Source organism: Desulfosarcina ovata subsp. ovata, assembly GCF_009689005.1.
Taxonomy (GTDB): Bacteria; Desulfobacterota; Desulfobacteria; order Desulfobacterales; family Desulfosarcinaceae; genus Desulfosarcina; species Desulfosarcina ovata.
Genome location: NZ_AP021879.1, coordinates 7,489,356 through 7,503,265, shown reverse-complemented (window position 1 = coordinate 7,503,265; position 13,910 = coordinate 7,489,356). Strand labels below are relative to the sequence as shown.

Annotated in this window: 13 protein-coding genes; 11 read left to right on the top strand and 2 right to left on the bottom strand. The window is 57.0% G+C overall.

What is annotated here, in order from left to right; all coding sequences use genetic code 11:
• Positions 1–7 precede the first annotated feature (7 nt).
• The 11 genes from GN112_RS32910 (at position 8) to GN112_RS32860 (ending at position 11,268) form a co-directional block, all read left to right on the top strand.
• Complete coding sequence (locus GN112_RS32910; RefSeq protein WP_231717202.1) at positions 8–724, top strand: GTP-binding protein; 717 nt, start codon at positions 8–10, stop codon at positions 722–724.
• Positions 709–1,551 (top strand): ATP-binding cassette domain-containing protein, encoded by an 843-nt coding sequence (locus tag GN112_RS32905; protein ID WP_155313984.1) that lies wholly within the window; start codon positions 709–711, stop codon positions 1,549–1,551. Before GN112_RS32910 ends, GN112_RS32905 begins: the two co-directional genes overlap by 16 nt.
• Positions 1,494–2,387: an ABC transporter substrate-binding protein gene (locus GN112_RS32900; protein ID WP_155313983.1), complete on the top strand. Its 894-nt coding sequence runs from the start codon at positions 1,494–1,496 to the stop codon at positions 2,385–2,387. The genes GN112_RS32905 and GN112_RS32900 overlap by 58 nt, the downstream gene beginning before the upstream one ends.
• 16 nt (positions 2,388–2,403) lie before the next feature.
• Entirely contained in the window at positions 2,404–3,024 is a 621-nt protein-coding gene (locus GN112_RS32895; RefSeq protein WP_155313982.1) for a class I SAM-dependent methyltransferase, read from the top strand.
• A 9-nt stretch (positions 3,025–3,033) separates the two neighbouring features.
• Complete coding sequence (locus tag GN112_RS32890) at positions 3,034–4,116, top strand: ABC transporter substrate-binding protein (protein WP_155313981.1); 1,083 nt, start codon at positions 3,034–3,036, stop codon at positions 4,114–4,116.
• Entirely contained in the window at positions 4,113–5,126 is a 1,014-nt protein-coding gene (locus GN112_RS32885) for a FecCD family ABC transporter permease (protein ID WP_155313980.1), read from the top strand. The genes GN112_RS32890 and GN112_RS32885 overlap by 4 nt, the downstream gene beginning before the upstream one ends.
• A complete protein-coding gene (locus GN112_RS32880; protein ID WP_155313979.1) occupies positions 5,126–7,009 on the top strand; it encodes a TonB-dependent receptor plug domain-containing protein in 1,884 nt (627 codons plus the stop codon). Before GN112_RS32885 ends, GN112_RS32880 begins: the two co-directional genes overlap by 1 nt.
• Positions 7,010–7,021: 12 nt before the next feature.
• On the top strand, positions 7,022–7,864 hold the full coding sequence (locus tag GN112_RS32875; RefSeq protein ID WP_231717201.1) for an ABC transporter ATP-binding protein: 843 nt from the start codon (positions 7,022–7,024) through the stop codon (positions 7,862–7,864).
• 493 nt (positions 7,865–8,357) lie between these two features.
• A complete protein-coding gene (locus GN112_RS32870) occupies positions 8,358–9,584 on the top strand; it encodes an ABC transporter substrate-binding protein (protein ID WP_155313978.1) in 1,227 nt (408 codons plus the stop codon).
• Entirely contained in the window at positions 9,581–10,267 is a 687-nt protein-coding gene (locus GN112_RS32865; protein ID WP_155313977.1) for a GTP-binding protein, read from the top strand. Before GN112_RS32870 ends, GN112_RS32865 begins: the two co-directional genes overlap by 4 nt.
• Positions 10,264–11,268, top strand: a complete 1,005-nt coding sequence (locus GN112_RS32860; RefSeq protein ID WP_155313976.1) for an ATP-binding cassette domain-containing protein — start codon at positions 10,264–10,266, stop codon at positions 11,266–11,268. The genes GN112_RS32865 and GN112_RS32860 overlap by 4 nt, the downstream gene beginning before the upstream one ends.
• A 451-nt stretch (positions 11,269–11,719) precedes the next feature.
• Here GN112_RS32860 and GN112_RS32850 read toward each other — a convergent pair whose 3' ends face one another.
• The gene (locus GN112_RS32850) at positions 11,720–12,523 is read right to left on the bottom strand and encodes a sulfite exporter TauE/SafE family protein (protein ID WP_155313974.1); all 804 of its coding nucleotides are present in this window, start codon (positions 12,521–12,523) and stop codon (positions 11,720–11,722) included.
• A 23-nt stretch (positions 12,524–12,546) separates the two neighbouring features.
• Positions 12,547–12,939 carry a rhodanese-like domain-containing protein gene (locus GN112_RS32845; protein ID WP_155313973.1) on the bottom strand — a complete coding sequence of 131 codons (393 nt, stop codon included), beginning with the start codon at positions 12,937–12,939 and terminating at the stop codon, positions 12,547–12,549.
• Positions 12,940–13,910: the final 971 nt, after the last annotated feature.

Genomic DNA, 13,910 nt, shown 5'->3' with positions numbered 1-13,910 from the left:
CCGTCTTTTGTCTCTTCGTTTCGTCATCGTTGCCGGCCCCCCGTCCTCCGGAAAAACATCGGCGATGCTGCATACCATCGCGCATCTCAAAAAATCCGGGATGCCGGTGGCCGCGTGCAAGATCGATTGCCTGGAAACCGCGGATGACCGGCGCTACCGCCAGCTCGGTATTCCGGTAGCGATCGGGCTCAGCGAGTACCTGTGTCCGGACCATTTCTATGCCGTCAACCTGGAAGAGGTATGGTCCTGGGCCCGCCAGCAGAATGCCGAAGTGCTGATCCTGGAAACCGCCGGACTCTGCCACCGCTGCGCCCCGGCCGTGGAAGGCTGCCTGACCATTTGCGTGATCGACAATCTGGTCGGGCTGGAAACCCCCAAAAAAATCGGCCCCATGCTGAGCACGGCGGACATTATCGCCATCACCAAAGGCGATATGGTTTCCCAGGCCGAAAAAGAGGTGTTCCGTGATGCGGTGGAGACCGTCAACCCCGGCGCCCGGGTCATCCACGTCAACGGTCTCAGCGGCCAGGGCAGCCTGGCCCTGAAACGGGCCATCCTCGCCACCCGCCCCCTTGAGAAGATCACCGGCCAGGCCCTGAGATATTCCATGCCGGCGGCCACTTGCTCCTATTGCGCCGGGGAAACCATTGTCGGCGGGTCGTTCCAGATGGGCAACATCAAGAAAATCGATTTTGGAGAATCTGAGTCATGCTGCAAAAAATAACGGTCATGGGCGGGGTTGACAAAAACGGCCATCCGGAGCCGATTCGCCGGCTGGACATCCATCCCGGCGAGGTACTGGCCGTTGTCGGACCGACCGGCGCCGGCAAAACGCAGCTGATCGCCGACATCGAGCAGTATCGGGAAGGCGAAGCGCCCACCGGAAGGCAAGTTCTCATTGATGGCCATCCGTATGCCCATGACCCCTTAAATCCGGGACCGCGCCATCTGGTGGCCGAAGTCTCCCAGAAAATGAATTTTATCATCGATACGACGGTCGAGGCCTTTTTGGCCCGGCACGCCCGGGTCCGGGCGATTGCCTCCCCCGAGACCGTGATCAACACGGTCCTGACCGTGGCCAACCAATTGGCCGGCGAACCGTTGTCCCCCACGGACAACCTGACCCGGCTCAGTGGCGGTCAGGCACGGGCCCTGATGGTCGGCGATGTCGCCTTGATCAGTAACGCTCCCGTGGTGCTGGTCGACGAGATCGAGAACGCCGGCATCGATCGCCTCAGTGCCATGGCAATCCTTTCGGCCCATGGCAAAATGGTGCTGGTGGTCACCCACGATCCGACGCTGATGCTGATGGCCGGACGCCGGGTGATCATGAAAAACGGGGGCATGCACCAACTGCATCGCACCACCCCGGCGGAAATCGCCATCATGGAAACATTGGCCGCCCGGGAGAAAGATATTTCGCGCCTGCGGGACACCCTACGCAGCGGCCAACAAATTACCGACAACGTTCCCAACAAGGAGACACAGGAGACATGGCAAGCATTCTACTGCACTGCCCGCTCAACATCAGCCGGTCGCTCGGCCAGATGATGGAAGACTTCTGCCGGACGTGGCAGAAAAAAAACGGCCTGGACGTCACCATCCAGACCCAGCCCCACCGTCCCGATGAAACCAGTCTGTTCCAGACCTGTCTGGATCAGGGACGGTTTCCCGACCTGACGCTTGGCCATGTCAACGATTTCGCCGATCTGCCGGACGGAGAGCTGCCAGCCTATTTTCGTTCCCTGCCCGGGCGCTATCCCGTCAGAAGGGAGCTGGCCGAACAGGGATTCCAGGATCCAGCGGGCTATTTCCACCCGTTTGTCGTCATCCCCTTTGCGATTTTTTACAATCACCAGCTGCTTGGAGAGGATGACGTCCCCGGCCGGTGGGAAGATCTTCTCAATGCCCGCTGGCACAAAAAAATCCTCATGCCGGATGCCTTCCGGGTGGTCTCCAAAGTGATCGATGCCTTCATGCAGGCGGATTTCCCCGACCATATCGAACAATTCAGGGAAAACGCGGTTCAGAAAGGGGCGCCCCCCGAAGTGGTCACGGCCGTGGATGAGGGACAGTACCCCATCGGCATCACCAATATCGCTTTCGCGCGGATCTCCCGTCATAAAAACACCCGCGTCATCTGGCCCCGCGACGGCCTCTTCTGCATGCCCCAGGTGATGGTTTTCAGCCGCCAGGCACCGGATGCCATGCTGGAAATCGGCGATTTTCTCATGTCCCCGACGGTTCAGGAGTATCTCTCCGTACAGAGTTTTGTCCCGGCGTCCCCGGATGTGTCCCTTCATTCGCTGGTGGCCGAGAACCACTGCAACCTGCGCTGGAAGGGCTGGTCCGCGTTTCTTTCGGCCGTAGGCGAGAAGCACACCTAGCAAAAGGAGAATAACCATGCAGTCCAACGGCCGCCATTCGCTATCGCCGGTTTATCCACTGATCGCCCAGCAGGTTGTCGACGACTATCAGGTAACCCGCGGCACGTGTGTCGATATCGGCACCGGCCCCGGCCATGTTGGCATCGAATTGGCCAAAATCACCGACCTGGAAATCTACTTCGTGGATCTGAAGCCCGAGGTTCTGGCCAAAGCCGAACACCATGTTTCCGAATGCAGCCTGGACAACAGGGTCCACTTTCTGGAAGCCGATGTCTGTCAGCTGCCCTTCTGCGACCATTTTGCCGACCTCGTGGTCAGTCGTGGATCGCTCTGGTTCTGGGACGACCAGGTCAAAGGATTGCAGGAAATTCATCGCGTCCTGAAACCCGGTGCCATCGCCTTTGTCGGTGGCGGTCTGGGGCGCTATACGCCGCCCAGCATGCGCAAGCGGCTCAAAGGCCAGGGCCGCAAGATGATGGAAAAGCACGGCGGCGCCAAATTCCTGAAAGGCGCCGAGCTCGGTCAATTGCTCAGCGATACCGGCCTGGACGGTTGCCGACTCGTCGCCGATGAGAAAGATCAGCCGGCGACGTGGATAGAAATCCGTAAACCTTCTGCGGAAACGATACTACTGTAAGGGCGAAAAATGTTTCGCCCCTACGATACAGCCGATACCGATTGGAGCAAGCAGGTGAGAAAAACAGCGTGTCGTTTATCGATCATCGTCATTCTCTTATGGACCGTGGGAACCGCCCCCGCCCAGGCCCGCCAGATTACCGACATGGCCGGGCGCACGGTCACGGTTCCGGATGTCATCGGCAAAATTTACGGCACCTCGCCGCCGGCGACGCTGATGGCCTATGCCATGGATCCCTCCCTGGTGGCCGGATTGAACATGCCCATCAAGCCCGATGACGCGCCGTACCTGGACCCGCGGATGACCAGCCGGCCCGTGGTCGGCGGCTGGTTCGGCCAGGGACGGGTCGCCAGCATGGAAACGCTTCTGGCGTTGCAGCCGGATATCATTCTGGTCTGGTGGTGGCAGCACTCGGCCATGGACGAGAAAATGGCGAACACCTTGGCGCCGCTGGGCATTCCGGTGGTGTACATGGCGCTGAACCAGCTTGCCGATTATCCCGAGGCCTTCGATTTCCTGGGGATGCTGCTTCACCGGGAAGCGCGGGCCGGCATGCTCGGCAGCTATGCGCGGCAGACCCTTGCCGAGTCAGAGCGGGTGCGCAGGGCCATCCCGGATGATGCCAGGGTGTCGGTTTACTACGCCGAGGAAGCGGACGGCCTTTCCACCGAATGCCATACCTCCGTGCATGCCGAGCTGATCCCATTGAGCGGGGGCGAGAATGTTCACCGCTGCATCCAGCGCACCCGGGTCGGCAAGCAGAAAGTCTCCATGGAACAGATCCTGAATTACGACCCCCAGGTGATCGTTGCCCACGAACGTCTCTTCTTCAAACATATCGCCGCCGATCCGAAATGGCAGAACATCCGGGCCGTGCAACAAGGACGCGTCTACCGGATTCCGAGCCGGCCGTTCAACTGGTTCGATCGCCCGCCCTCCTTCATGCGCCTTCTGGGATTGAAATGGATGCTGCACCATCTCTATCCGGACCACACGGCCATCGACATCGTTTCCGAAACGCGGCAGTTCTACCGGCTGTTTCTCAATGTCGACCTGGACGAAGCGGCCGCCAGGAAGCTGCTGGCGCCATGAAGCGGGCTGTCGCCATACCGGTTCTCGTGGCGGTCGTCGGCGTGACCGCCCTGGTTTCCCTCACCCTGGGACGCTATCCGGTGAGTCTTTCCGATCTGGCCCATTTTCTCGGTCTTCCTTTTTTCGGGTCACCGGCGTTGTCGGATCGAAAAATTCAAATCATCAAAAACCTTTTGTTCGACATCCGCCTGCCGCGGGTGTCGGCCGCCATGCTCATCGGTGCGTCCCTGTCGGTCTCCGGCGCGGTTTTCCAATCCATGTTCATCAACCCCCTGGTATCGCCGGGGCTTCTGGGAGTGCTGGCCGGCGCTTCCTTCGGGGCCGCCGTCGGTATGATTTTGGCTGAAAGCTGGTGGGTCGTTCAGGTCAGTGCCTTCTTTTTCGGGCTGGTCGCCGTATCGGCGGCGTTGGCCATGTCCACGCTCAACCGGGGAGAACGGCTCCTGATGCTGATTCTGGGCGGCATCATCAGCGGTGCCCTGTTTACTTCCCTGCTCTCCGTGGTCAAATACCTGGCCGACCCCTATGAACAGCTGCCGGCCATCATTTACTGGCTCATGGGCAGCCTGACGGCCGTGGATCGGACAACGGTCTTCTCGGTCTGCGGCCCCATGGTCGGCGCGATTGTCATCCTTATCCTGCTTTCCGGATATCTCAATATCATGAGCATGGGAGACGAAGAGGCCCGGGCCCTGGGGGTCAACGTGGGGCTGCTGCGTCTCGGTTTCATCTTTCTGGCCACCGTCATCAGCGCCCTGACCGTGGTGCTGGGCGGCATCATCGGCTGGGTGGGACTGCTCATTCCTCACATCGCCCGCATGCTCGTCGGGCCGGACAACCGTATCCTTCTGCCGTCGGCCGCCCTCATCGGAGCCGCCTATCTGTTGATCGCCGATAACATCGCCCGGCTCCTGTTCAGTGTTGAAATTCCCATCGGTATTTTGACCTCTTTGGTCGGCATCCCCTTTTTCGCTTTCGTGTTGCGCAGAACCAAGAAAGGATCGCATTGATGATGAAACACGCCTCTACTTCCCTCTTTGTTTCTCTGATTGTCATGATGCTCATGGGGTTGCTTCCGGCAACCATCGCCCTGGCCGATTCGACCCGCACCCTGTCGCCCATCGTCGTCACCGCGACAATGACCGAACAGAATCTGGATGTGGCGCCCGGAACCGTCGAGGTCGTCACGAAAGAGGATATCGATGCCATGGGTGCCGAAAGCGTCACCGACGTCTTACAACAGGCCACCGGCATCGTCATTGTCACCGGCACCGGCCGCACCCAGTCGGTCTCCCTTCGGGGTCTGGGGGCCGGGCACACCCTGGTTCTGTTGGACGGACGCCGAATCGTCAGCGGTTATAAGATCAATCTGGATGTCAATCAGATTCCGGTAACGCTCATCGATCACATCGAAATCGTTCGCGGGCCCGGGTCGGCCCTTTACGGCAGCGAGGCCACCGGCGGGGTGATCAACATCATCACCCGCCAGCCGCCGCGGCAGTTCGAGGGCGAGGTCGATCTTCGCGGTGGAATGGGGGAAAGCGCCGAGAATTCGGCCCAGGGCATGGTCGGCACGGCCATCGGGCCGTTGCGGTTCAATCTGGCCGCCGCCCGTTTCAAGAAGGACGATTGGGACAATGACGGCGAACTGCCCGACGACATCGACGACACGGTTCAGGACACCGCCTTTCTGCACGGAGCCATGGATTTGGGAAAAACCCAGACGTTAAGCATGGGCGGGGAGTGGAACCGGCTGACCCGGGACGGGCTTCGCCTGCTGCAAAACCAGGAACGCCGCCGCGAGGCCGACGATCGCCGCTGGGGCGGTTTCCTGAAGTACAATGTCCATCCGGACGGCCCCTTTTCCGGCATGTTTCAAATCTACGGAAACCGCAACGAAAGCGATGCGGAAACCACGCCCGGGACGGGTGAGTCGACGCGCACACGGGATCTTTTGCAGGCAGAGGCTCGCGGCACCTACCTTTTGACCGATGGATTGTCCCTGACCGGTGGCGGCGAGTGGCGTCGGGAAAGCCTGGAGGGAGAGGAACTGGTGGAGGAGGCGACCGATGGCGAATCCGACCGGGTCAAGGCCCTCTTTGGACAAATCGACTGGCACCCTTACGACTGGTTCAACATCGTCGGATCCCTGCGGTTCGACGATTATGACAACTCCGGCTCCCAGTTCTCGCCCCGGGTGGTGGCAAGCCTTTTCATTCCCCACGGCCGATTCTGGCTCGCCTATGGTCACGGGTTCAGGTCCCCCACGCTTGATGAGATGTACGGGGAGGTTTATAAATACCAAGGTCGTTATGTTTACTACGGCAATCCGGATCTGGAACCGGAAACCTCGCGGGGGTACGAAGCCGGCATCGAATTGCGTGGCCCAAAGGTCTGGGGACGGGCCGTGGGGTTTTACAATCAGTTGGAAGATAAAATCGAAGCACAACTCATCTCTTCCTCCGGCAGATACAGCACCTTCAAATACCACAATGTGGAAGAGGTGTGGACCGCCGGAGCCGAATTAGAGGCTGGTATCAATTTGCTCGATAATCTCACCCTGTCCGGCCAGTCGACCTACCTTGACACCGAAAACGAAGAGACCGAAGAAGAATTGGCCTACGAGCCCAACTGGAAAGGCAGCCTGACCTTGAAGTGGAACGTCCCCGCCTTCAGACTGGAAACCCAGGTGCGCTATCTTTACGTGGGTGCCTGCGAGGACGGCGAGGGAGAACGGCTCGAAGGATATGAACGGGTGAACCTGTATGTCGCCAAGGCACTCACCACCAACCTGCGTCTTTACGCCGGCATCGACAACCTTTTTGACGAAGAGAACGACGACTTCACCCAATCGCCTTTCCAGGTTTATGCCGGCCTGAACATTACTTTTTAAAGGGAAACGAAGATGATGTCCCTCATCACTGTCAATCACGTCACTTACGGATACGACCACCGTCCGGTACTTCGCGACGTTTCGCTCTCCTTTGCACAGGGAGAAGTGATCTCCCTGCTGGGGCCCAACGGCAGCGGCAAAACCACGCTGCTCAAGCTTCTCATGGGTCTGCTGTCGCCCCGTGAGGGAGAGATACTGCTGGAAAGTCGCCCCGTTGCGTCCATCCCCCCCCGGAAACTGGCCCGTCGCATTGCCTACGTGCCCCAGATCCACCAAGCCTCCTTCGGCTACCGGGTCCTGGACGTCGTGCTAATGGGCCGCATGCCCCATAAACCGTTCTTCTTCCGTTACGACAAGGCCGATGAGGCCATGGCCCACCAGGCCCTGGAAAGGCTCTCCATCGGCCATCTCAAGGATCGATCATGCACGGCGGTCAGCGGCGGCGAGCGGCAGCTGGTGCTGATTGCCCGCGCCCTGGTCCAGGGGGCCGACATCTTCGTCATGGACGAGCCGGTCAACGGCCTGGATTACGGAAACCAGATCCGCCTGCTCGGCCGCATCGCCGATCTGGCCCGTGACGGGTACACGTTTATCAAAACCACCCATTTCCCGGACCACGCCCTGTGGATTTCCGATCGCGTGGTCATGCTCAAACAAGGGCAGGTGATCGCCGACGGCCGCACCCGTGACGTCATTTCGCGCAACAACCTTTTCCGGCTCTATAACACGCCCGTCAACGTTATCGGGCTGGCGGGCGGCTACCGGATCTGCGTTCCCGAGGCGCTGAATCGTTTCAAGCGCCCGGCGCCGGCATCCGACACTGCCGTCGTCGGATTGACGCGGGTCGCCGGGTAGCAGGCAATTGATTGAATCGGAAGGGCCGGTTTCCGATCCCACCACCAACAAGAATACAGCCAAATGCGGTTACCCGGTTTGCCTGCCCTGGGTAATCGCATGTAACTCAGGTTTATCGGAATCGGAATCGAAATCGGGATCGAAATCGACGATGTATATTGGAATCACGGGTGGACAAAAGGGCGATAGACGGTTCCCGGTTTTCCAGTTTGCATGTCTACGTCCCATTTCTTTTCGATTTCGATAGCGATCCCGATTTCGATTTGGATCATAGTAACGATCCGTACGCGATCGCCCTGTACAGCATATCGCATACCAAGGTTACTTGCGATTACCCTGTTTGCCTGCCGGCACAGGTTTGCAATCCAAAAAAGAATGGTTTAAATATGGAATTTCGCGTTGGGCAATCGATGGCCCACGAATCCAAGTACTAATTCAAAATCCCGGGGCAGCGTTTCATCCTGACGTCATCCGGGCACCCCGGGAGGTATACATGACATCCAAGATTCAACTCGACATGCGCCTGAGCCGCCTCATTGAGGCCTACCCGCAGACGCGCCCGGTCTTTGCGGCCCACGGTCTGGGCAAGCTGGTGGATGAAGAGAATCTGCCGGTGATCGGGCCGTTCCTCACCCTGGAAACCGCCCTGCTCACCCACGACATTGCCCCGGCGAACTTTCTCAAGCTCCTGGATGATTGCCGCCGGGAGGAAACCGTACTGGACGCACCCAGCCAGCTGGATGCCGATACAACCGATCCGACCCATTTCCTGGCACTGATGACCTGCGGGTTGAAAGTGCCTTTCGCCAGGGCGCTGGCGTCGTTCATCAACGACCTTCAGCATCAGGATGAGGAGAAGATAAACTACTCGGTGGTCAGCAATCTCAACCACGAACACTCCTACTACCCGTATGTCAACCACGTCAAAACCGTGGCCGACCTGCCCGACATCATCGTTTCGGCCGATTTCAACGCCTTTTTCTATCACAACTTCTACAAACGCTTTATCGAACCGGGTCACTTCATCGACGTCATGGCCCAGGAGCCGAACCGGCTGTTCGCCGATGCGGGCATCAGTGATCCCGGACACGAGTACACGATCCTGTGCGTCAATCCGCTGGTCATCGTCGCGGACCTGGAAAAGGTCGGCGACCGCCCCCTGCCAAAGCGCTGGTCCGATCTGCTGAATCCCATATGGCGGCGCGACATCACCCTGCGCGGCAACGAGAATTTCTTCTGTCACGCCGTGCTGCTACCTTTTTTCAAGGAGCACGGCAGCGCCGGCATCGAGGCATTGGCCCGCAACGTGTATGACGGCCGCCACCCGGCCCAGATGGTCAAAGCAGCCGGCAGCGGCCGCTCGGCCGCATTGTACGTGATGCCCGACTTCTTTGCCCACAAGATTCCGGCAGGCAAGTCTGTCCAGCGGATCTGGCCCGAAGACGGCGCCCTGGCCAGCCCGGTGACCCTGCTGGTCAAAAAGGCCCGCGCCGCCGCCCTGAAACCGATCACCGACTACCTGACCGGCGAAGAACTGGCCCGCGTCTTCGTGGACGCCCTGTTTCCATCCCCCCATCCTGCCGCCCAGAACCGGATCCCGGCCGGTGCGGGATTGAAATGGATCGGCTGGGACTATATCCGCACCAACGACCTGGAAGCGGTCAACGCGGCCATCGATGAGGTCTTCCTCCCGACGGTCAGGGAAAGCGGGGCGGTATGAAACTGGTCACCGTTGCCGGTCCCCCCTCTTCCGGAAAAACCTCGGTGATTCTGCGCGCCGCCGAAGGATTGCGCGCATCCGGAACCCACCTCGGGGTGGTCAAGTTCGACTGCCTCTCCGGTGACGACGAAAAACGCTACCAGCAGGCCGGCATTCCCGTCAAAACCGGTCTGGCCGGCGCCCTGTGCCCGGATCATTTCTTCATCACCAATATCGATGCCTGCGTCCAGTGGGGCAAAAAATCGGGTCTGGATCTTCTGATCAGTGAAAGCGCCGGCCTGTGCAACCGCTGTTCGCCGCACATCCGCAAGGTGCTGGCCGTGTGCGTGGTGGACAATCTTTCCGGCGTCAACACACCGCGCAAGATCGGCCCCATGCTCAAAACCGCCGACGTGGTGGTGGTCACCAAGGGCGACATCGTCTCCCAGGCGGAACGCGAGGTTTTTGCCTTCCGGGTCAAGCAGGTCAATCCCAAGGCGGCCGTACTACCGGTCAACGGCCTGACCGGACAGGGAAGCCTGCTTCTGCAGCGCCACCTGGAAACGGCCCGCGATGTGGAAACCTTGCAGGATGCCCGGCTGCGCTTTTCCATGCCTTCGGCCCTGTGCTCCTATTGCCTGGGCGAGACCCGTATCGGGCCCGACTGCCAGGTGGGCAACCTCAAGATGATGGACCTGTCATGACCGACCGCGACCTGTTGCAATGGCCCTGCGCCCGCCTTCTGGACCAGCACCCCTACGCGCGCGACTTCTTTTCCGCCTGTGGCAACCCGGCCATGGACCGGCAGCAGACCTTGGGCGATTTTCTGGCCGGCCTGACCCCGGACCGACTGGACGCACTGGGTATGGACCGGACCACGGTGGTCGAGCAGTTCCTGGCCTTCATCCATCAGATGCAGCGCCTGCAGGCCGACCGGGACACCGCGATCCGAAGTGTCACGGTGGTCGGCGGCCATGACAAGGACGGCCGTCCGGAAGATCTCCAGGTAACCCTGTCGGCCGGTGAGATGATTGCCGTGGTGGGCCCCACGGGTGCCGGCAAAAGCCTGCTGCTGGCCGATATTGAATCCCTGGCCCAGGGGGACACGCCCTCCGGCCGCCGCATTTTGATCAACGACCGGCCGCCGGACGAAGCCCAGCGCCTCTCCGGTGAGCATCGCCTGGTGGCCCAGCTTTCCCAGAACATGAACTTCGTCATGGACCTGTCGGCCCACGAATTTCTCAGCCTGCACGCCGAAAGCCGCTTGGTGGACAATGTGGCAGGTGTGGTCGATCAGATTCTGCAAACCGCCGTGGCCTTGGCCGGCGAGCCTTTCGACGCCAAAACGCCGGTGACCGCTCTGTCCGGCGGGCAGTCGCGGGCCCTGATGATCGCCGACGTGGCCTGCCTGAGTGCCTCCCCCATCGTCCTGATCGATGAGATCGAAAACGCCGGCGTGGATCGGCGCCAGGCCCTGGGCCTTTTGGTGAAGAAGGAGAAAATCGTTCTCATGGCCACCCACGACCCGCTGCTGGCCCTTTCCGGCAGCCGTCGGCTGGTCATCCGCAACGGCGGAATTGACGCGGTGCTGGATACCTCCGACGAAGAGCGGATTCTCCTCCAACAGCTCGACACCATGGACGCCCGCCTGACGACGCTTCGCAACCGGATCCGGCAGGGAAAAAGGTTGTCCCTCACCCATTAAACGCTTCCAAAAAGGGCGGCTATCCAGAAATAATCGATGCTGGACCCGAGATATTTCAAATATTTTTGATACATTTTCCTGGGAAACCACCCGGCCGGTGAAGCAAGCGTTCTACTATGAATTTAACACGTCAAGTTTTCTGGACGGATGTTGCTGAAAACGACCTAAAGGAAATTATTGGATATATTTCGATTCGGAATCCATCCAACGCAAAGCAAATATTAAAAAAATAAAATCAAAAGCTTCAAGCCGCCACACTTTTCCTGAGAGCCTGTTTGATAAATCCGTCTGAGGCCCGCTAACGGCGTTGGAAAGTGTCTCAAAATGCTCACATATTACGTGAATATGGGCCTGTGGCGGCAACGCGGTAGGCGGGCACAAAGACAAGCAGGATGGAGGAATTATTTATTTCCGGCAACCTTATCCCTCTTTATCAAAATTCAGTAGTTGTTTAACCACCACTGGTATGGAGTGCGTTTATAATCATAAATAGAGCGGCAAGCCAGTTCGTATATGCGAAAAGCTTTTTGAGGTGTTTGGGTTTCGTGCTCAATGCCAGCTTGCCGCCAAGGATTCCCCCAACAATGGTAATAATCGCCAAGGGAATGGCCCATGAAGGATTAAAATCCCCCTGGACCGCATGGCCTGCAAATCCCATAGAGGCGGTTGCCGCTATTAAAGTCGATGCAGTTCCGACTGCTGTATGCATGGGAACGCCACAGGCCAAAACCATCAGTGGAACCAGAAAAGACCCTCCCGAAACACCCACCATCCCTGAGCCAAAGCCCGTCAGTATTGTTACCGGCAGCGCGATACACAAGTTCACGCCATATATTTCCGAGCCTGATCGGATCCGGATAACACCGAAATGTTTATGCTCGGTTGACGTTTGACGATTGGAGACTGGAATGAGCATGACGATGCCGGCGATCAGCAGCATAACGGCGAATATCAGTTTTAAAGAAAAACCGCTGAACAAATGAGAGAAATACCCTCCGCCAAGCGCGGACAATGCGGTGAACGAACCAACCAAAACAGCCAAAAGCCATGATACCGATTTATTCTTTTGGAAAACGATCATCGCGGCGACAGATGCTGAAAAAAGCATAAACTGGCCGGTTGTCGCCGCCTCATGCATGGGAACACCGGCTATCGCCAAAATTACGACATAAAAATTACCGCCCCCCTTGCCGACCATGGTCATGGCAACGGCGACAATGAAGATGAGAAAACTGGTGAAAATCAAATTGGTCATTTAAGAATTCCTCGAATCCTTGGTCATTTCCTACTTTGAAGCGCCTTAAGAACCGGCCCAGGCTTCAACGCCTCTGTCAGATCGGCATAGCCACCATCGATAATGCGGACGTCCAAAAATCCTTTTGAAAGCAAATAGGCATAGACAATAGCCGATCTGACATTTGCCGGACAAAATATGCCGACCGGTTTATCGTTCGGGACTTCGTTAATTCTATCCGGAATCTCATGGACCGGTATATTTTTGGATTCTATGTTGGTGTACGATTTCATGGCTATTGAAATAGAATCGGCTTCTTCTTTGGATCGAACATCTAACAAAAAGACATTCTCCATTTCGAAAAAGGTATTGGGTGATATTTTGTGTTTCCCTTTACCAAAAAAATCCAATGTGAGCTTTCTAAGCACTTGTTCCATGTCTTTCTCCCATTCTTGTCTTACTTTCGCAAATAACTATAGCATTTAAGATAATGTTTTTGGCAAGGCCAGAGGGAGGAAGCCGTATTGTCATACTGCGACGACCGATAACGCAGCCCAAAAACATTATCTTGAATGCTATCTCTTTATATCATTCCAATACGACCGTTTCCAGACAAATGGCTTTTAAAACAGATGGTTCTCCTAAAGTCAATTGAAATAAATTGACTTGATTATTTCTACTTTGTCACATTGACCACGGATTGCTCTCTAACCATCCAAGTTAAAGTTGCTTGAGAAAGGCAGACATAATGGATGCCTTTCATGGCGAACTTCCAATTTCCGAATCACTTCCTTGATCGTAACTGCTCTTTGAGGAAATCATCCCCCACACTTTCACCCGCCAACAATCATTTTGTCTGTTTAATTAAACGAGGGTGTGAGGTTACAAAAGGCATCGATCGAAATTCTTTAGTTATGTAATGAGCAAGGTATTTTTGGGCTTTGCTCACATGATTATCGGATTGGTGCAAGCTCACAACTGCTGAAGGTAGGCTATTTAAAACTCTATCTGGAAGGATGCGTAGGCCGGTGGTTTGGATACTTGCCCCGACCGGCGCAATGGCTAACCCGGCTTTCACAGCCGATAGAACACCAGCAATGCTAGGGCTTGAATAGGCAATTCGATAGGGGTGCTAAGGCAAAAATAGTGTAACGCTTCCCGTTCTGTTTATTCAGGCCCCGTTTAAAAAATATCCCAAATATATTAATGCGTTAGTGATCATTGGCTGCCTTTAGGACGTTGCAAAATAATGTAACTTTTTCATCGTATTTCAGGCCTTGAAGCATCTTATGCCGCTGCGCGTTAGCGGTTAATAGAGAAACGATGCAATAACAATCGACTTTACGAGAGTTAAAAAAAGTTACGATGTGGGATTTAGATTAACAGGTCTTGGGAGAAAGCTGATTCG